Genomic DNA, 18,551 nt, shown 5'->3' with positions numbered 1-18,551 from the left:
CACAGCCGACCGGGGCAGGATGGAGGACATGTCCGTCAACCCGCACGAATCCCGGCCATGGCTCGCCTCCTACGCAGATGACGTTCCTGCGGAGATCGAGGCTCCGACCCAGACGCTGCCCGAGATGATGGCGGCCAGCGTCTCCGCATTCGCGCGTCGCCCGGCGCTCGAGTTCTTCGGCGCGGTGACGACCTACCGCGAGCTCGGCGATCAGATCACGCGCGCCGCCGAGGGGCTCCGGCGCCTGGGCGTGCGCAAGGGCGATCGCGTCGCGCTGGTGCTGCCCAACTGCCCGCAGCATGTCGTGGCCTTCTATGCGGCACTCCGTCTCGGCGCCATCGTGGTCGAGCACAACCCGCTCTACACGGCGAGGGAGCTGCGGCACCAGTTCGAGGATCACGGCGCGAAGGTCGCGATCGTCTGGGACAAGACGGTCGACACGATCGCGGACTTCCCCTCGGACCTGCGGGTCGAGCACATCGTGAGCGTCGACCTCACCGAGGCGATGCCCGCCTCGCAGCGGCTGCTCCTGCGACTGCCCATACCCAAGGCGCGGGCGTCGAGGGCCAAGCTGACAGCCACCCCGAAGACGCGTCGCGCGCTGGCCTGGAAGAAGCTGGTCGACCATCGTCCGCTCTCGCGTCGCATCGAGGGCCCTTCGCTGGGCGACACCGCGCTGCTGCAGTACACGAGTGGGACGACGGGCGACCCGAAGGGCGCGATCCTCACTCACGCGAACCTGCGCGCCAACGCGATGCAGGGTCGCGCATGGGTGCCAGGACTCGTCGACGGCAAGGAGACGTTCTACGGTGTGCTGCCGCTGTTCCACGCCTACGGGATGACGCTGTGCCTGACGTTCGCGATGAGCATCGGCGCGAAGCTCGTGCTGTTCCCGACCTTCGACCTCGGCCTCGTCACCAAGGCGGCGCGCACGAGTCCGCCGACCTTCCTCCCTGCCGTGCCGCCGATCTACGACCAGCTCGCGCGTGCCGCGTCACGCGGGACCATCGATCTCTCCACGGTCCGGTTCGCGATCTCCGGTGCGATGAGCCTGCCGGTCGCGACCGTGCAGCGGTGGGAGGAGGCGACCGGCGGCCTGCTCGTCGAGGGATACGGCATGACCGAGAGCTCGCCCGTCGCGCTCGGAAACCCGATGGGCCGCAGCCGCCGCCCCGGCACGGTCGGCGTGCCGTTCCCGAGCACGGAGATCCGCGTCGTCGATCCTGCCGACACCGACGTCGACATGCCGGTGGGAGAGCGGGGTGAGCTGCTCATCCGCGGACCTCAGGTGTTCCAGGGCTACTGGGGCCGCTCGAGCGACACCGCCGACGTGCTGCTCGCCGGCGGCTGGCTGCGCACCGGCGACATCGCCGAGGTCTCTGCCGACGGCTTCGTGACGATCGTGGACCGCCTCAAGGAGCTCATCATCACGGGCGGCTTCAACGTCTCGCCCAGCGAGGTCGAGGATGCGCTCGAGGCGCACCCTGACGTGGCCGCCGCCGCCGTGGTCGGTCTTCCGAGAGCGAGCGGAGGCGAAGAGGTCGCCGCCGCGGTCGTGCTCCGCGAGGGTGCGACACTCGACTCCGGCGCGCTGCGCGACTTCTGTCGCACCCGGCTGACCCCCTACAAGGTGCCCAAGCGCATCACGGCGGTCGATGATCTTCCTCGTTCGCTGATCGGCAAGGTGCTGCGCAGGCAGGTGCGGGATCGGATGCTCGCCGACTGACCGTCGGACCTCGTGCGCCCGATCGCGAGCTCCCCGACGCGATTGAAATCGGTTACAGTGTGCCGATGGTCACGATCTACGACGTCGCTCGACTCGCGCAGGTCTCGCCGGCCACCGTCTCGCGCGTGTTCAACGGCACCAGCGTCTCGGCGTCGAAGGTCGAGGCGGTGCGTCGAGCCGCCGAACAGCTGCGCTTCACCCCCAACCGCACCGCTCGCACCCTGCGGCGGCAGAGCTCCGAGGTCATCGGCCTCGTGATCCCCGACATCGAGAACCCGTACTTCACCGAGATGGCCCGAGGCGTCGAAGACGTCGCCTCGGAGGCCGGGTACTCGGTCGTGCTCTGCAACTCCGACTCGCAGCTCGAGAAGGAGGCGACCTATCTGCAGATCGCGATCTCTGAGCACATGTCCGGCGTGATCATCGCGACCGCCGACGAGCGCTCCGACCTCGGCGGCATCCTCGCGACGGGGCGGCCGGTCGTCGCCGTCGACCGCAGCACGACCTACGACATCGACGGCGTCGTCATGGCGAACCGGGCGGCCGGCGCCTCGGCCGCGAAAGACCTCATCGATGCCGGATACCGGCGCATCGCCTACATCGGCGGTCCCGAGCACATCGACACGGCGGCCGAACGGGCCGCGGGCTGGCGACAGGCGCTGAGCGCAGCGCATCCGGATCTCGACCTCGACGACCTCGAGCGGTTCACCACGTTCCGCGTCGACGGCGGGCGAGAGGCGATGGAGCAGCTGCTCGCACTCCCCGAGCCGCCTGATGCCGTGGTGGCCGGCAACAACCTCATCGGCGTCGGAGCGATCCAGGTGCTGTCCGAGCAGGGCCTGACCCCGCCGCAGGTCGGCGTGGCGGTGATCGGTTCGCTGCCCTTCACGACGCTCTCGCCCACAGCCGTGACGGTCGTGCGGCTGCCCGCACGTCACATGGGAGTGACGGCGGCGCGGATGCTGCTGGAGCGCATCGGCGGCGATGATCAGCCGTCGCGCACGGTGGTGCTGCGCAACGAGATCCAGCCGGCCAGCGCCGTCGCCACGGCCAGGGGCTGACAGCACCCGCGGTCCCTCACTGAGACCGCCAGAACCGGGTCGCGAGGTGCGTGAGCTCGGTGTCGAGGTCGTCGACTTTGCCCTCGACACGAGTGAGTCGGGTGTCGAGGGAGTCGAGCCGCACGTTCATCACCTCGAAACCGGCTCGCATCTCAGTGCGCAGCACGTCGATCTCGCCGCGCAACTCGCCGCGAAGCCCTCCGATCTCGCCGCCGAGCTCGCTGCGAAGGCCGACGATCTCGCCGCCGAGCTCGCCGCGAAGGCCCCCGATCTCGGCGCGAAGCACCCGGCTGAACTGTGTCGTCATCAGGGTCATGCCGCCGAGCATCGCGCTCGCGAAGATGCCGATCATCGTCCAGGCCTGCGGATCGCTCAAGTCCATACCTCCATTGTTCGGCGCGGAACTCAGGATGTCACCGGGGTCCCGCGCTGTATGCCGGAGTTCACACTCGGTGTGCACAAGTCGGCGATGTTGGCGACGGTGCAGAACGGATGGCCGGTTGCGGTCTGAAACCGATTTCACATACAGTGGCAGAACACGTGCGATCAAGGAGGACGCGAGTCATGACCTACACCCTGCCGGCACCGGCATCCCGACCGGCGTCCGCGCCGAAGACCGCGTACCTGATCGCCTCGGGCGACCTGCGCGAAGCCGCCAACACCGGCGGCTGGCCCGTGCAGGTCGAGCTCGAAGCAGGCGTGACCGGCGTCTTCAACGACCTGGGGTGGACTGTCATCCGCGCCAACGACGTCGACCCTGCGGCCGGCCACGGCTTCATCTCGAGCCAGCGCATGGGTCTCGAGGTCTTCAAGAACATTCCGACGGATGCCCCGCTGATCGTCGCCGAGGCGGTGTGGCAGTACTCGCACCACGTGCTCGCAGGTCTGCGCACGCATGAGGGTCCGATCCTCACCGTCGCGAACTTCGCGGGTGACTGGCCCGGCCTCGTCGGGCTCCTCGGCCTGAACGCCGGCCTCACCAAGATGGACAAGCCCTACGCCACGATCTGGTCGGTCGACTTCACCGACGACTGGTTCCGGGCCGGGATCGAGGAGTGGACCGAGACCGGCTCGATCACGCACGACGCGTCGCACGTGCGCCCGCTGCCCGAACTTCCCGACAGCCCCGAGAAGCTGCTGGGCGAGGCGCTGGCCGCCGAGCTTCGCGCCGAGAAGGCCATCATCGGCGTCTTCGACGAGGGCTGCATGGGCATGTACAACGCGATCTTCGACGACGAGCTGCTCAACAAGACCGGCATCTACAAAGAGCGCCTCTCGCAGTCGGCTCTGTATGCCGAGATGCTCGAGGTGGGCGACGACGAGGCGGATGCCGCCTACGATTGGCTGATCGACGCGGGCATGACGTTCCGGTACGGCGAGGACGCCGAGACCGAGCTGACCCGCGAGCAGGTCCAGTGGCAACTGAAGATGTACATCGCCGCGCTCCGCATCGCCGACGACTTCGGCCTCGACGCGGTCGGCATCCAGTATCAGCAGGGCCTGAAGGACCTGGTCCCGGCATCGGATCTGGCCGAGGGGATCCTGAACTCGACCGAGCGCCCGCCCGTCACCTCCCGTGACGGCTCGCGCGTGCTGCACGAGGGCCGTGCGTTCCCGCACTTCAACGAGGCCGACGAGGGCGTCGCGGTCGACGCGCTGGTCACCGATCGGGTGTGGCGCGCGATGGGACTCGTGCCCGACAACACCCTGCACGACGTGCGCTGGGGCGAAGATCACGACGGCCAGTTCGTCTGGGTCTACGAGATCTCGGGGTCGGTGCCCGCGTCGCACCTCGGCGGCTGGCAGAACGCCGAAGGATGGCGTCAGGGCCACGTGTTCTTCCCGGCGGGCGGCGCGACGATCAACGGCGTCTCGAAGCCCGGCGAGATCGTGCTGTCGCGCGTGTTCATCGCCGACGGCATCCTGCAGGCCGACATCTTCCGCGCCTCCGTCGTCGAGCTCCCGGCGGAGGAGACCCAGCGCCGCAAGGATGCGACGAACCCCGAGTGGCCGATCGCGCACGTGGTGCTGCACGGCATCTCGCGCGATCAGTTCATGGCGCGGCACAAGGCCAACCACGCTCAGCTCGTCTATGCGCCGGATGCCGAGACGGCCGACAAGGCGCTGGTCGCCAAGGCTGCGATGTTCGCGGGCATGGGCATCAAGGTCAACCTGGTCGGAGACGTGACGATCTGACCGCTGGGTGAGGGTGAGCTCCGGAGGGCGGCCGGGGGAGGGGGCGGATGCTGCGGCATCCCCCCCCTCCTGGCTGTCGGGCCGGACTTCTTCCGCGTGGCGTACTTAAGCGCTATAGTCGGCCGCAGGTCGCGACGGTGCGGCCGGATTCGACAACGACGCCGAAGGAGACGATCCGTCATGAGTCAGAACGTCAGGAATCACCGATTGCGAAAGAGCATCGCCGGGCTGGGGGTGCTCGCGACCGCTGCTGCAGGCATTCTCACCGGTTCGCTGGGGGCTGCCGCCGAGAGTGCTGAGCCGGCCGACCCGAAGCTCGCCGTCTATGTCGAGGTGAACTCGAACGATTTAGCCAACGTCGCCGACTACACGCTCGCCGAGTCCGACGATGCAGCCATCGACATGGCGATGATCTTCGCTGCGAACATCAACTACGACGGTGAGAAGGCATACCTGCACTTCAACGAGCGGGTCACCGAGACGCTCGACGATGCCGAGACGCAGATCCGTCCTGTGCAGGCGAAGGGCACCAAGGTGCTGCTCTCGGTGCTCGGCAACCACCAGGGTGCCGGCTTCGCGAACTTCACCTCGTTCGCGCAGGCCGATGCGTTCGCCGCTCAGCTCGCCGACGCCGTGACGACCTATGGGCTCGACGGCATCGACTTCGACGACGAGTGGACGAACTACGGCGCCAATGGCACGCCGCAGCCCAATGCGGAGTCGTTCGGATGGCTGGCCACCGCGCTGCGCGACCGCCTCGGCCCCGACAAGATCATCAGCCTGTACGCGATCGGCCCGACCTATACGACGACCGACTTCACGCTGTTCGATGCAGCGAGCGTGCTCGACTACGCCTGGAACCCCTACTACCCGACCTACGATGCGCCCGTCGTCCCCGGCCTCGAGGACCGCGGTCTGCTCGGGGCTGCGGCCATCGACCTGGCGAACACGAGCGCAGCCACCGCCGCGGACTTCGCGACCCGCACTGTCGCCGACGGCTACGGCGTCTATGTCGCCTACAACCTCACCGCGACCGACCAGTCGGCGTATCTCTCGGGCATCACCGAGGCGCTGAAGGGCGAGGCGACCGAGTATCGGGCGGCGCCCCGCGACACGACGCCCCCGACCGTCACGGTCAAGGAGGGCGCGCGGTTCACGAAGGGCGATGCGGCGGCCGGCTATCAGCGGGTCAGCTTCACGCTGTACGACGAGGGCAAGATCGACAGGCTCTACGTCAACGGCGTCGAGAAGGATCTCACAGACAACGAGTGGAGCGACCTGAACTTCGTGAAGTCGGGTGCCTTCGGAGCGGTCACTGGCGCGAACACGCTACAGGTCGTCGACGTCGCCGGGAACACCACCGAGGTGTCGTTCATCCTGTCGAAGTGATCACCTGAGATCGAAGCGATCACCCGAGGTCGAAGACCTCGATCTGACGGATCGTGACCCCGGCCTCCGCCCGCACGCGGATCGCCGGGGTCACGACCGGTGCCGCCAGCTCGAACGGGGTGGTGCGGTCTGCGGCCAGCTCCGCGTCGTGCGTGGTCGGTGCCGCGGTCCAGTTCCCGTCCTCATCGATGACCTCCCACTGCAGGCGCGACGATGGGGCTGCAGCGACCATCGTCACGGTGAGGTCGCTCACGGCGCGGGGCTCGGCGAAGCGGCATCCCGCCCATTCGCCGGCGGCCAGGGCGACGCCGCTCGAACCGCCATGCGCGCCGTCGTCGAAGAGGCGCCGGGCATCGACGACGGATGCCGCTGCGATCACATCGGCTCGCTCGGCCGTCAGATCGCGACACCAGGTCGAGTGGGCTGCCGGTGCGTGCTCGCCCGTCTCGAGGGCATCCGAAGGATCGGTGACGAAGACCAGTTCGAGGTCGGCGTCACCGGCCAGCGCGGCGATGGGGAGCTCGGCGCGATCGAGATCGACCCCGTCCAGTCGCGCGCTCTGCAGCACGTGGGCGGCCGGCTCGCTGCGGTGAGAGCGGATGCGCAGCGAGGAGCCGTCGGCGCGATCGACGCGGATGTCGTCGAAGAGGGGATACCCGATCCGCAGCACTCCCGACGCGAGCTCGAGCGGGTAGAGCCCGAGAGCCGCCCACAGCCACCACGCGCTCATCTCGCCGTTGTCCTCGTCGCCGGGGAAGCCCTGACCGATGTGGGCGCCCGCGAAGAGGCGGGCGGCGAGCTCGTTCACGATCCCCGCGGTGCGCCATGGCCGGTCACTGAACGCGTACATGAAGGGGATGTGGTGGGCGGGCTGATTCGAGATCGCGCACATGCCGGAGCGCAGCGCCCGCGCCTCGCGCTGCTCGTGGATGACCGCGCCGTATGCTCCGCCGAAGCGCTCGTCGGCTGTCTCGGGCTCCGCGAAGAGGTCGTCGAGATGCTGGCCGAAGGCGTCGCGGCCGCCATGCAGCGTCGCGAGTCCGACTCCGTCGTGCACGGCGCCGACCGACATGCCCCAGGCGTTCGTCTCGACATTGTCGCCGCCCCAGGTCCGCGGGTCGAAGGCCGGCGCGAAGCCGCCCGCGGAGTCCTTGCCGCGGAGGAAGCCGGAGTCCGCATCGAACAGGGTGCGGTACGACAGCGCCCGGTTCGCGAAGTACCGGGCGAAAGAGCGGTAGCGCGCGGCATCCTGTGCGGACTCCGCATCGGCGGCGAGCTGCGCGGCGAACCGGCCGAGTGCGGCATCGCTCACGGCGTTCTCGATGGTCCAGCTCATGCCCTCCGGCACGTCGGACGAGATGAATCCGGTGAAGCGCCCGCGGGCGATGCCCTTGCGACCGCGCAGCGCATCGGGCCCCGGCTCGCAGGCGTTGCGCCAGCCGCTCTCGAACGCCTCCGCACGGTCGAACTCCACTCCCCACCGGGCGGCGTCGGCGAAGATCTGGTCGCTCGACGTTCCCACCATGCTGTCGACGTATCCCGGGGCGCTCCACCGGGTCATCCAGCCTCCACGGCGATACTGCTCGAGCTGTCCGTCGAGCAGCCTGCCCGTCACGGCAGGGTCGAGCAGCGCGAGTGCCGGCCATTCGGTGCGGTAGGTGTCCCAGTAGCCGTTGTTCACCACCAGCTCGCCGTCGACGATCGGGGCGCTGGTGGTGCGTTCGCCGAACGGCTCTCGCGCCGCGAAGACGTCGGCGAATCGAGGGATGGGGGCATCGGCGGTTCCCGCGTTCTCGGCGGCGGTGTTCGGATACAGATGCATCCGGTGCAGGGCCGCGGCGATCCGGCTCACATGCTCGTCGTGCGCCAGTCGGCGATACGGAGCCTCCGCCTCGGGGAGGGGCGGGATGGTCACGCGACCCAGCACGCGGTTCCAGGATGCTGCGGATGCCGCCCGCACCTCGTCGTAGGTCACCTCGGCCGGCGCTTCGAGGTCGAGGCTGCGTCTGGCCTGCTCGATAGACACGAACGACACCGCCACGCGCACCTCGAGCGAACCGCGCCCGCCGACATAGCCGGCGACGTGCACCCGCTCGGCGTCGTCGAGCGCGCCGCGCGGGCCCGACGCGTCGTCACCCTCGCTGCGCAGCACCACGCCCGCGAAGTAGCAGCGCGGAGCGTTGCCCCAGTCCTCGGTGCCCTCGGGCGTCCACCCTTCGAAGCCGCCGTCCTCCGTCCAGGTCAGGCGTCCCTCGTCGGTCGGCTGATCGATCACGAACCCGACGATGGCGTCGGCCTCGGCGCCGCGCACCCGGAAGGCGGCGGCGTGCGAGGTCGCGGTCATCTCTGCGCGCAGTCCGCCGAGGTCGACCGCGTACTCGTGCGGGCGGGCGCGCTCGGACCCGGGGGTGATCCAGCGTCGCCGCTCCCCACGGTCAGACATCGGGCGTCCGTCGAACGGCATGAGCTGGAGCACCGAGCGGTCGCCGATCCATGGACTGGGCTGATGGGAGAACTGCAGCGCTTCGAGGCGTCGCCCCGGCGGGTCGTCGTGGATGCTGGGGCGGTACGGCCAACGGGTGTCCGAGGCATCGGTCGCCGGAGTGACGAACGTGAAGCCGTGCGGAACGGCGACCGCGGGGATCGTGTTGCCGCGCGAGAAGCGCGGTCCGGAGTGCGTGCCTCGACGGGTGTCCACGCGTTCGACGGGAGGAAGGTCCGCCGCCGCGGGCTGCTGCGGCATCTCCTCGACGACGCACTGCACGAAGCCGCTGACGCTCGAGGGGAGATCCGCGTCGGTCGCCAGGGATCCTGTGCCCAGGACGAGTTCGACGGCGACCGAGGTGTGCGGCACAGAACCCGAACGCAGCGGGGCGAGAGACACCGTGTCGGCGTTCCACTGCTCCGGCAGACTCCAGCGGGCCCCGAACTGCGCATCGGCGGTGAGCGGGAAGTCGTAGCGGTCGCGCACGGCGGCGATGTCACTCAGCCTCGCGCCGTCGGCACGCCGCGCATCGACGGTCACCGCGAGCGCCGCATGCGGGGCGAGGGTCGCGTCGGCGCCGTCGGAGTAGAACGCCCAGTGCAGCACGGTGTCGGACGTGACGGGGATGTCTGCGAGTCCAGGCACGTCGATCCGCTGCTCACCCGCCGCGGGGTCGAACGAGAAGGCGAAGACCTGCCCGGGGATCACGCCCGCCCGAGGACGAGATGACGGTGGATCGACCGGCCCGTCGGCGGGCATGAGGTGCACGGTGCTCACCCCTTGACCGCGCCCTCCTGCACGCCCTTGAAGAAGAACCGCTGCGTGAACGAGAACATGATCACGATCGGCACGAGCGCGATCATGGTGCCCGCCGCGATCAGACGCGGATCGACGGAGAAGCTGCTGTTCAGATAGGCCATGCCGACGGTCAGCGTGTACTTCGACGGGTCGGAGAGCACGATGAGGGGCCAGAGGTAGTCGTCCCACGCGCCGATGAAGGCGAAGACGGCGACGACCGAGACCATGCCCCGGATGTTGGGCCACACGATATGGCGGATGCGCTGCCAGGTCGTGGCGCCGTCGACGGTCGCGGCATCCAGCACGTCCTGGGGAATCATCCGGCACGCGGTGGCGACGAGCAGCACGTTCATGGCGCTGATCGCGCCGGGCAGGAACACGCCCCACAGGGTGTCGGCGAGGCCGAGCGCGCGGATCGTGAGGAAGTTGCTCGTCACGGTGACCTCGCCGGGGAAGAGCAGGGTCGACAGCAGGATGGCCATGACGATCCACTTGCCGCGGAAGCGCATGCAGCCGAGGGCGTAGCCCGCGAACGTGGCGAGGATCACGTTGCTGAGCACCGTGCCGACCGAGACGAGCAGGGAGTGCCAGGCGTAGAGATAGACCGGGACGATCTCGGCGACGGTGGCGTAGTTCTGCAGCGTCGGCTCGCGGGGGATGAGGTTCGGCGGGAAGGAGTAGATGTTCTCCTGCGGGCCCTTGAACGAGGTCGAGAGCTGCCACAGGAACGGGCCGATGACGATCACCAGCACGAACAGCAGCAGAGCGTAGCGGCCGATCAGCCCGCCGAGCGTCGGCTTGCTGAAGTCGCCTGAGCCGCGGCGGCGGAAGATGCGTTCGCGTGTGGTCGCGGCGGTCTGATCGTCGGGACGCCGGTCGTCGTCGACGCGCGGCGGGGTGAGCGTGCTCATGCGGGGACCTTCGCCTTCTTCTCGCGATTCATGATGGCGATCGCGGCGAGCGGGATCAGGGTGAGGAGGAACAGGGCGACGCTGATCGCCGAGGCATAGCCGATGTTGCCGTTGAGACCGGAGCCGACCTGACGGATCAGCATGACCAGCGACATGTCGTAGCCGCCCGGCCCGCCGGTGCTCTTCGAGAGCACGTCCAGCTCGGCGAACACCCTCATCGCCGAGACCGCTATGAGCACCGCGATCAGGAGCATGGCACCGCGAACCGAGGGGATCGTCACCGAGAGGAAACGGCGGAACGACCCTGCTCCGTCGAGCATCGCCGCTTCATGCAGCTCCTTGCCGACGTTGCCGAGGGCGGCGAGGTAGACGACCATGTAGTAGCCGAGGCCCTTCCACACCGTCAGCAGGATCGCGCAGCCGAGCAGCAGCCAGCGGTCGACGAGGAACGCCATCGGCTTGTCGACCAGGCCGAGGAACTCGAGCGTCTGGTTGATGATGCCGCGACTGTCGAACAGCCAGGTCCAGATGAGCGCGACCACGACCACCGAGGCGATGACGGGGAAGTAGAAGGTGGTGCGGAAGAACGCGATACCCGGCAGCTTCTTCTGCACGAGCAGAGCGAGAAGCAACGGGAGGATCGTGAGCAGCGGCACGCAGACGACCACGTAGATGATGCAGGTGGTGAGGGCGTTCCAGAACATCTCGTCGCCGAACATCCGCTCGTAGTTCGCCCCGCCGACGAACTCGGGGGTTCGCAGGGGGCGGGCGTCGGTGAAGCTCAGGAAGACGGTGTTGAGGAACGGCCAGAGCGCGAACACCAGCACCCAGATGACGGCGGGGCCGAGGAGCAGCCACGGGGTGAACCACCGGTGGGACGTGATGCTCTTCCTCCGGCTCCGGATGCTGGTGTCCGTGCTCATGGCTTACTGGTCCACGCGGTTCGCGTTGGCGTACTCGACGATCTTGTCGAGCTGCTCCTGCGCGTCGGCTTCGCCGTTGACGGCGAGCGCGATCTGCTGAGTCATGTACGTAGCCATGTCGGATGTCCACTGGAACGGGATGGCCTTGGCATCCTCCATCGCGGTGAACACGGTGTCGATCGCCGACAGCTGCTTCTCGTCGGTGATCGACGACGAGATGTTCTCCACCACGGCGTCACCACCCGACGACGTGCCGGGCGCCGTGCCCACGGCGAGGGACGAGAAGGCGACCTGGTTCTCCTCGTTCGTCGCGAACTCGGCGAACGCGAGTGCAGCCTCCTTGTTGTCGGAGTCGGCCGAGACGTTCAGTCCCTGCACATAGAGCGGAGGGATGCCGAGACGCTGCGTGGCGACGGTGTTCTCCAGCAGCGCGGGGGCGTCCTTGGCGAGGTCGGTCGTGAAGCCGGTGCCGCCGGTGGTGAAGGCGACCTTCTCCTGGATGTAGGCCTCGGCGTTTCCGCCGTAGTCGCCGGTCAGAGCCTCGGCGGGCATCGCCCCGGCCGCGTACGCGTCGGCGTACTTCTCGATGATCGCGGCGGCCTCTTCGGTGTTGAAGTCGAACTCGCCCTCGTCGTTGATGACCTCCATACCGGCGGAGGTGAAGGTGTCGAGAGCGGGGATCGACGACAGCAGCTGCACCTTGCCGCCGGACTCGGTGGCCACGTCCTTCGCGAGGGTGAGCAGCTCGTCGACCGTCGTGGGGAGGTTCTCCTCCGTGACGCCGTAGGGGGCGAGCTGCGCGAGGTTCCACCACGAGGCGTCACTCGAGAGGTACCAGGGCAGACCGTAGGTGCCTTCGACGCCGGGGTACTGGCTGTACGCATCCCATGCGCCGGCGTTGTACCCGGACTTCAGGTCGGGGTCCGCCGTCTCGAGGTCGACGAGCTTGCCGGCGGCGACGAGGGGGTACGCGATGTCCGGCGGCAGGTTCAGCACGTCCGGGAGGGTGTCGGCGTTCGCCTGGCTCAGGATCTTCTCCTGGTAGCCGTCGCCCGGCTGGTCGAGCCACTCGACCGTGACATCCGGGTGCTCCTTCTCGAACGCGTCGATCAGGTCTTCGAAGTAGGGGGTGAACTTCTCGTTCTTCAGCGACCAGGTCTGGAACTGGATGGTTCCGCTCAGCTCACCGGAGGTGTCGATCGGACCGGCGGCACCCGATGTGGCGCCGCCGCCGGTGCAGCCGGCGAGCGCCATGGCGCCGATCGTGAATGTTGCCAGAGCGACAATGCGTGCGGGAACTTTCATCGTGCTTCTTCCTCGAGGCGGGCGATTGGCGGTGTCCGTCCGGCGGACTACAACGCTTTAGCAGATGAAACCATCCGTCGCGGTCTCTGTCAAGGTCTCGACGCTCCGCGTGCATGCAGATAGCGGAATTCCGGGTGGCGGCCTCGCGCTCAAGCGTTATAGTGGTGCGAAATGTCCTCGCCGGAGGGCTCTGTCGGAAAGGTCCGGACACATGACGCAGCGCCGCGCTCTCGATGCTCGCCTGAGATTCGGGGCGAACTACACGCCGTCGAAGGACTGGATGCACTCCTGGCTGGACTTCACCCCCGATGCCGTGCGGCGCGACTTCGCGGCTCTCGCAGAGCTCGGACTCGACCACGTGAGGGTCTTCCCGCTGTGGACGGTGCTGCAGCCGAACCGCACGCTCATCCGCACGAAGGCGATCGACGATGTCCGCGCCATGGTCGACATCGCTGCCGAGTTCGACCTCGACGCGAGCGTCGACGTGATCCAGGGGCACCTGTCGAGCTTCGACTTCGTGCCCTCCTGGCTCTACACCTGGCACGACCGCAACATGTTCACCGACCCGACCGCGCTCAGCGGGCAGGTCGACCTCGTGCAGACGCTCGCCGGCGCGCTGCGCGACGCCCCCAACTTCCTCGGGCTGACCCTCGGCAACGAGACGAACCAGTTCTCGGCGCACACGCATCCGTCGCCCTGGCCGGTCACGACCGACGAAGCGGGGCACTGGATCGAGTCGCTGCTCGCTGCCGCCGAAGGAGCGGCACCCGGTCTCTCGCACGTCCACAGCGAGTACGACGCGGTCTGGTACATGGACGGGCACGGCTTCACCCCCGCGCATGCGTCGCGCCTGGGCGAGATGACCACGATCCACTCCTGGATCTTCAACGGCACGGCTCAGCGCTACGGCGGCAGGTCGGTCGCCGCCGACCGCCACGCCGAGTACCTCATCGAGCTGTCCCGCGCCTTCGCCACCGATCGCGAGCGACCGGTCTGGCTGCAGGAGGTGGGCGCCCCGTCGAACTGCCTCGACGAGAGCGAGATGCCCGGCTTCCTCGAGGCGACGCTGCGGTCGGCGGTGCGAACGGAGAACCTCTGGGGCGTGACCTGGTGGTGCTCGCACGATGTGAGCCGCGAGCTCGGCGACTTCCCCGAGCTCGAGTACTCGCTCGGCCTGATCGATCAGAGCGGTGCGGCCAAGCCCCTCGGCCGCCGGTTCGCCGAGCTCATCCCCGAACTGCGCGAGCGCCGCGCGGTGCCCGCCCGCGAGACGGCGATCGTGGTCGAGGTCGACGAGCGCGAGGCGCCCGTGAGTCGCGCGGCTCTCAGCCCGGGTGGTGCGGTCTTCCAGGCCTGGGTGGATGCCTGCGACGCCGGCCTCGACCCTGCCTTCGTGACGTCGCAGACGGCTCTCGACGACGCGGCGCTCGCCGCGCGCGGCATCCGTCGTCTCATCCGTCCTGATCTGTCGACGAGCGAGGTCGACCCCTACGGCTCCGTCAACACCGTCGTCGACGGCTGACGACGACATCGCGAGACGCCGGAGGGCCGTCGTCAGGATGCTGCCGCCGGCGGAGCCGTGCTCTCGCGGGCGGTGAGGGTCGGCGTCGGGCCCTGAGCGCTGGGCAGGTTGAGGCCGGCGACGATCTGCTGCAGCAGCAGTGTCGCGGCCTGCTCGCCGAGCTCGAACGTGTCACGGGTCATCGCGGTGATCGACGGGTTGATCAGACCGGCGATCACCGAGTCGTCGAAGGATGCGATCGAGACGTCGCGCGGAACGGCGCGGCCCATCTCCTGGGCGACCCTGAGGCCGGCCACCGCCATCACGTCGTTGTCGTAGACGATCGCCGTCGGGCGCAGGCGGCCCGAGAGCTGGGAGCGTGTGACGGCGGAGGCCCTGGCGGGGGAGAAGTCGGTCGTGATCACCTCGCCCGCGATGCCGTCGGATGCCATGGCGTGCAGCACCTCAGCGCGCAGACGGGTGTGCTCGAGCTCGGCGGGGCCGGCGACGTAGGCGATGCGCGTGTGCCCCAGGGCAGCGAGGTAGGAGAAGAGCGTCTCGGCCACCTCGTCGTCGGCGATCCAGACGCTCGGCACTGCTCCCTCGGGGGAGGGCTTCGAGCCGATCATCACCGCGCGGGCGTCGAGCGCCGCGATCCGGTCACTGCGAGGGTCGTCGTCGCGAGGGTCGATGAGGATGATGCCGTCGACCTGGTTCGACGACCGCCACTGCCGATGCACCTCCATCTCCTCGGCGATGTCGGTGACCAGGCGCAGCTGCAGACTGACCTTGCTCTCGGAGAGCCGCGACTCGATGCCGGCGATGAGGTCGGTGAAGAACGCCTCGGATCCGAGCGAACGGGCGGGACGCGCGAGTGCGAAGCCGACCGTGTTGGCGCGGGCGCCGACCAGGGCGCGCGCCGCGGAGCTGGGCTGCCAGTGGTTCTCCTCGACGATCGCGAGGATGCGCTGACGGGTCTCGTCGCTCACGCCGGGGCGTCCGTTGAGCGCGAACGACACGGCTCCGGGCGAGACTCCGGCCATGCGCGCGATGTCCGCGATGGTGACGCGTTTGCCCGAGGTCATGCGCCTCACACTACTTGATCGGTTTAGCCGCTCGGAAGCCGCCGAGCGTGATTCCGGGCGGGTTTACTAGATCGCTTTAGTAAATCCGATAGCATTGTCGGCAACCGCCCGACTCCCGGGCGCGAGTCAGGTCCCCTCTCACCGTCGAGCCCGGAGAATCACACCATGCATGACGACACCTCGCTCACCGTCGGCCGCGTCAAGCGGGTGCTCGACGAGCGCATCCGCCCGGCCGTCCACTCCGCATCCGTGCCCCTCACGATCGAGGTGAACCAGCTCCCGGGTGAGCCGATCAGCCCCGCGGACGGGCTCGCTCTCGACTTCGCCCCGGCCTCCGTGCCGAGCATGTGGGGCCCCGCCTGGTCGACGACCTGGTTCAAGATCACCGGTCGCGTGCCCGCCGAATGGGCCGGCCGCCGGGTCGAGGCCGTCATCGACCTCGGATTCGACATCAACATGCCCGGCTTCCAGTGCGAGGCGCTCGTCTACCGGCCCGACGGCAGTCCGGTCAAGAGCATCAACCCGCGCAACCAGTGGCTGCCCATCACCGAGGACGCTCACGGCGACGAGCCCGTCGAGCTGTATCTCGAGGCGGCCGCCAACCCGGTGCTGCTCGACTACCACCCCTTCCTGCCGACGCAGGAGGGCGACATCCGGACGTCGTCCCGAGAGCCGCTCTATCGCACCCGCCGCATCGACCTCGCCGTCTTCGAGCAGGAGGTCTTCGAGCTGTCCCTCGACCTCGAGGTGCTGTTCGAGCTGCAGGCCGAGCTGCCGGCGACGTCGCCGAGACGCATGCAGATCCTGCAGGCCATGGACGACGCCCTCGATGTGCTCGATCTGCAGCGCATCGTGCAGACCGCACCCGACGCCCGCGCTCGCCTGGCAGACGTGCTCGCAGCGCCCGCCGAGGCCAGCGCGCACCGCATCTCGGCGATCGGCCACGCGCACATCGACTCCGCCTGGCTGTGGCCGGTGCGCGAGACGATCCGCAAGGTGGCCCGCACCACCTCGTCGATGACGACGCTCATCGACGAACAGCCGGACTTCCTCTACGGCATGTCGAGCGCGCAGCAGTACGCGTGGCTCAAGGAGCACCGGCCCGAGGTGTACGCCAGGGTCAAGGCCGCCGTCGCCGAGGGGCGCTTCCTGCCGCTCGGCGGAATGTGGGTCGAATCCGACACCGTGATGCCGACGGGTGAATCGCTCGTGCGCCAGTTCTCGTACGGACAGCGCTTCTTCGAGCGGGAGTTCGGCATCCGTTCGAAGGGCGTCTGGCTTCCCGACAGCTTCGGCTACTCGCCTGCTCTGCCGCAGCTCATGCGCCGTGCCGGGTTCGAGTGGTTCTTCACGCAGAAGATCTCGTGGAATCAGCAGAACGTGTTCCCGCACCACTCCTTCCTCTGGGAGGGCATCGACGGATCGCAGGTCTTCACGCACTTCCCCTCGATGGACACCTACAACTCCCAGCTCAGCGGCATGGAGGTCGCCAAGGCCTCGCGTCAGTTCAAGGAGAACCGCGTGACATCGCGGTCGATCGCCCCGGTGGGCTGGGGCGACGGCGGTGGAGGCACCACGCGTGAGATGACCGGCAAGGCGAAGCGCCTCGAGAACCTCGAGGGCAGCGCGCGGGTCGTGTGGGAGCACCCGGACACCTTCTTCGACGCCGCCCGCGCCGAGCTGCCGAACCCGGCCGTCTGGGTCGGCGAGCTCTACCTCGAGCTGCACCGCGGTACCCTCACCAGTCAGCACGCCACGAAGGCGCTGCACCGCTGGGCCGAGCACGCGCTGGTCGAGGCCGAGCTGTGGGCGGCGACGGATGCCGTGCGCACCGGCGCCGCATACCCGCAGGCCGAGTTCGATCGGCTGTGGGAGACCGTGCTGCTGCACGAGTTCCACGACATCCTGCCGGGCACGTCGATCGCGTGGGTGCACCGCGAGGCCGTCGAGGTCCTCACGAACGTGCTGTCGGATGCCCGGGACATCTCCGATGCCGCTCGGCGTTCGCTCGCGGGCGAGGGGGATCGCGAGCTGCGGTTCGTCCCGACGTCGGTCGGTGGCGGTGGACGCGCGCTCGGGGCTGGCTTCGTCGAGGCGCCTGCCCCGGCATCCGTCATGCTCTCCGGCGAAGACGGCGGGTGGCGCCTCGAGAACGAGCTCGTCTCCGTGCTGATCTCCTCCGAGGGGCTCGTCGTCTCGGCAGTCGACAAGACCTCGGGTCGCGAGGCGGTGGCCGAAGGGCGCGCGGCGAACCTGTTCCAGCTGCACCAGGACTTCCCGAACATGTGGGACGCGTGGGACATCGACAAGTACTACCGCAACAGCGTCGACGACCTCACCGCGGTCGACTCGATCTCGGCATCCGTCGTCGACGGCACAGCCTCGGTCGTCGTGACCCGGTCGTTCTCCGAGTCGACGATCGAGCAGACCATCACCCTCGCGCCCGGTCAGCGCACCGTGCTGCTCCGCAACGACATCGACTGGCACGAGACCGAGAAGCTGCTCAAGCTCGCGTTCCCGCTCGACGTGCAGGCAACGCACACCGAGGCCGAGACGCAGTTCGGCTACCAGTCGCGCGTGACGCACACCAACACCAGCTGGGAGGCGGCGAAGTTCGAGACCTCGATGCACCGCTTCGTGCTGGTGCGCGAGCAGGACTTCGGCGTCGCGCTCGTGAACGACTCGATCTACGGGTACGACACGTCGCGCGAGGTGTCGGATGAGGCCGTCACGACCACTGTGCGGCTCTCGTTGCTGCGCGCGCCGCGGTTCCCCGACCCCGACACCGACCACGGCCACCACCAGATCGAGATCGGCTTCGTGGTCGGTGCGGACGCCGCGATCGCGACCGCCGAGGGCATCCGCCTCAACTCGCTGCCGACCCTGGTGCGCGGCGCGCACGAGGTCGCGCCGCTCGTGAGCGTCGAGGGTGAGGGCATCGTGGTCTCGGGTGTGAAGCTCGCCGACGACGGCTCGGGCGACGTGATCGTGCGACTCTACGAGGCGCTCGGGCGCCGTGCGGTCGGGTCGCTCGCTGCCGACTTCGAGCATCAGGAGATCCGCGAGGTCTCTCTGATCGAGGACGCGCTGGACGACGGGCGCGTGGGCGGCGAGCTGCGTCTGCGGCCGTTCGAGGTGCGGACGCTGCGCATCGTGCGCTGAGACCTGCGT

At 68.6% G+C, this 18,551-nt stretch carries 12 protein-coding genes; 6 read left to right on the top strand and 6 right to left on the bottom strand.

Translation table 11 applies throughout. The features are described 5' to 3' along the window. Positions 1 to 28 precede the first annotated feature (28 nt). A complete protein-coding gene (locus OPU70_RS07040) occupies positions 29 to 1,726 on the top strand; it encodes a long-chain-fatty-acid--CoA ligase (protein ID WP_042536824.1) in 1,698 nt (565 codons plus the stop codon). Between the two features lie 65 nt (positions 1,727 to 1,791). Next, entirely contained in the window at positions 1,792 to 2,787 is a 996-nt protein-coding gene (locus OPU70_RS07035; RefSeq protein ID WP_042536823.1) for a LacI family DNA-binding transcriptional regulator, read from the top strand. 16 nt (positions 2,788 to 2,803) lie between these two features. Here OPU70_RS07035 and OPU70_RS07030 read toward each other — a convergent pair whose 3' ends face one another. After that, on the bottom strand, positions 2,804 to 3,169 hold the full coding sequence (locus tag OPU70_RS07030; protein ID WP_042536822.1) for a hypothetical protein: 366 nt from the start codon (positions 3,167 to 3,169) through the stop codon (positions 2,804 to 2,806). Positions 3,170 to 3,351: 182 nt separating this feature from the next. Here OPU70_RS07030 and OPU70_RS07025 point away from each other — a divergent pair, with 182 nt between their 5' ends. Beyond that, positions 3,352 to 4,983 carry a fucose isomerase gene (locus OPU70_RS07025; RefSeq protein ID WP_042536821.1) on the top strand — a complete coding sequence of 544 codons (1,632 nt, stop codon included), beginning with the start codon at positions 3,352 to 3,354 and terminating at the stop codon, positions 4,981 to 4,983. 180 nt (positions 4,984 to 5,163) lie between these two features. Further along, entirely contained in the window at positions 5,164 to 6,372 is a 1,209-nt protein-coding gene (locus OPU70_RS07020) for an endo-beta-N-acetylglucosaminidase H (protein ID WP_498557416.1), read from the top strand. Between the two features lie 19 nt (positions 6,373 to 6,391). Here OPU70_RS07020 and OPU70_RS07015 read toward each other — a convergent pair whose 3' ends face one another. Genes OPU70_RS07015 through OPU70_RS07000 form a run of 4 tightly spaced genes read right to left on the bottom strand, consistent with a single transcriptional unit; the run spans position 6,392 to position 12,794 of the window. Next, positions 6,392 to 9,634 carry a glycoside hydrolase domain-containing protein gene (locus tag OPU70_RS07015; RefSeq protein ID WP_498557415.1) on the bottom strand — a complete coding sequence of 1,081 codons (3,243 nt, stop codon included), beginning with the start codon at positions 9,632 to 9,634 and terminating at the stop codon, positions 6,392 to 6,394. Next, positions 9,631 to 10,566: a carbohydrate ABC transporter permease gene (locus tag OPU70_RS07010; RefSeq protein WP_042536820.1), complete on the bottom strand. Its 936-nt coding sequence runs from the start codon at positions 10,564 to 10,566 to the stop codon at positions 9,631 to 9,633. The genes OPU70_RS07015 and OPU70_RS07010 overlap by 4 nt, the downstream gene beginning before the upstream one ends. Then, entirely contained in the window at positions 10,563 to 11,489 is a 927-nt protein-coding gene (locus tag OPU70_RS07005) for a carbohydrate ABC transporter permease (protein WP_197065931.1), read from the bottom strand. Before OPU70_RS07005 ends, OPU70_RS07010 begins: the two co-directional genes overlap by 4 nt. Before the next feature lie 3 nt (positions 11,490 to 11,492). Continuing rightward, positions 11,493 to 12,794 carry an ABC transporter substrate-binding protein gene (locus tag OPU70_RS07000; RefSeq protein ID WP_042536819.1) on the bottom strand — a complete coding sequence of 434 codons (1,302 nt, stop codon included), beginning with the start codon at positions 12,792 to 12,794 and terminating at the stop codon, positions 11,493 to 11,495. 211 nt (positions 12,795 to 13,005) lie between these two features. On the opposite strand from OPU70_RS07000, the gene OPU70_RS06995 reads away from it, so the two are divergent. Further along, positions 13,006 to 14,316: a glycoside hydrolase 5 family protein gene (locus tag OPU70_RS06995; protein ID WP_498557414.1), complete on the top strand. Its 1,311-nt coding sequence runs from the start codon at positions 13,006 to 13,008 to the stop codon at positions 14,314 to 14,316. 32 nt (positions 14,317 to 14,348) lie between these two features. Here the strand turns inward: OPU70_RS06995 and OPU70_RS06990 are convergent, their stop codons facing one another. Continuing rightward, a complete protein-coding gene (locus tag OPU70_RS06990) occupies positions 14,349 to 15,380 on the bottom strand; it encodes a LacI family DNA-binding transcriptional regulator (RefSeq protein ID WP_042536817.1) in 1,032 nt (343 codons plus the stop codon). Positions 15,381 to 15,545: 165 nt separating this feature from the next. On the opposite strand from OPU70_RS06990, the gene OPU70_RS06985 reads away from it, so the two are divergent. Continuing rightward, on the top strand, positions 15,546 to 18,542 hold the full coding sequence (locus OPU70_RS06985) for an alpha-mannosidase (RefSeq protein ID WP_498557413.1): 2,997 nt from the start codon (positions 15,546 to 15,548) through the stop codon (positions 18,540 to 18,542). Positions 18,543 to 18,551 lie beyond the last annotated feature (9 nt).

Source organism: Microbacterium sp. SWDP-B6, from assembly GCF_059803615.1.
This window is presented reverse-complemented; position numbering and strand designations above follow the sequence as displayed.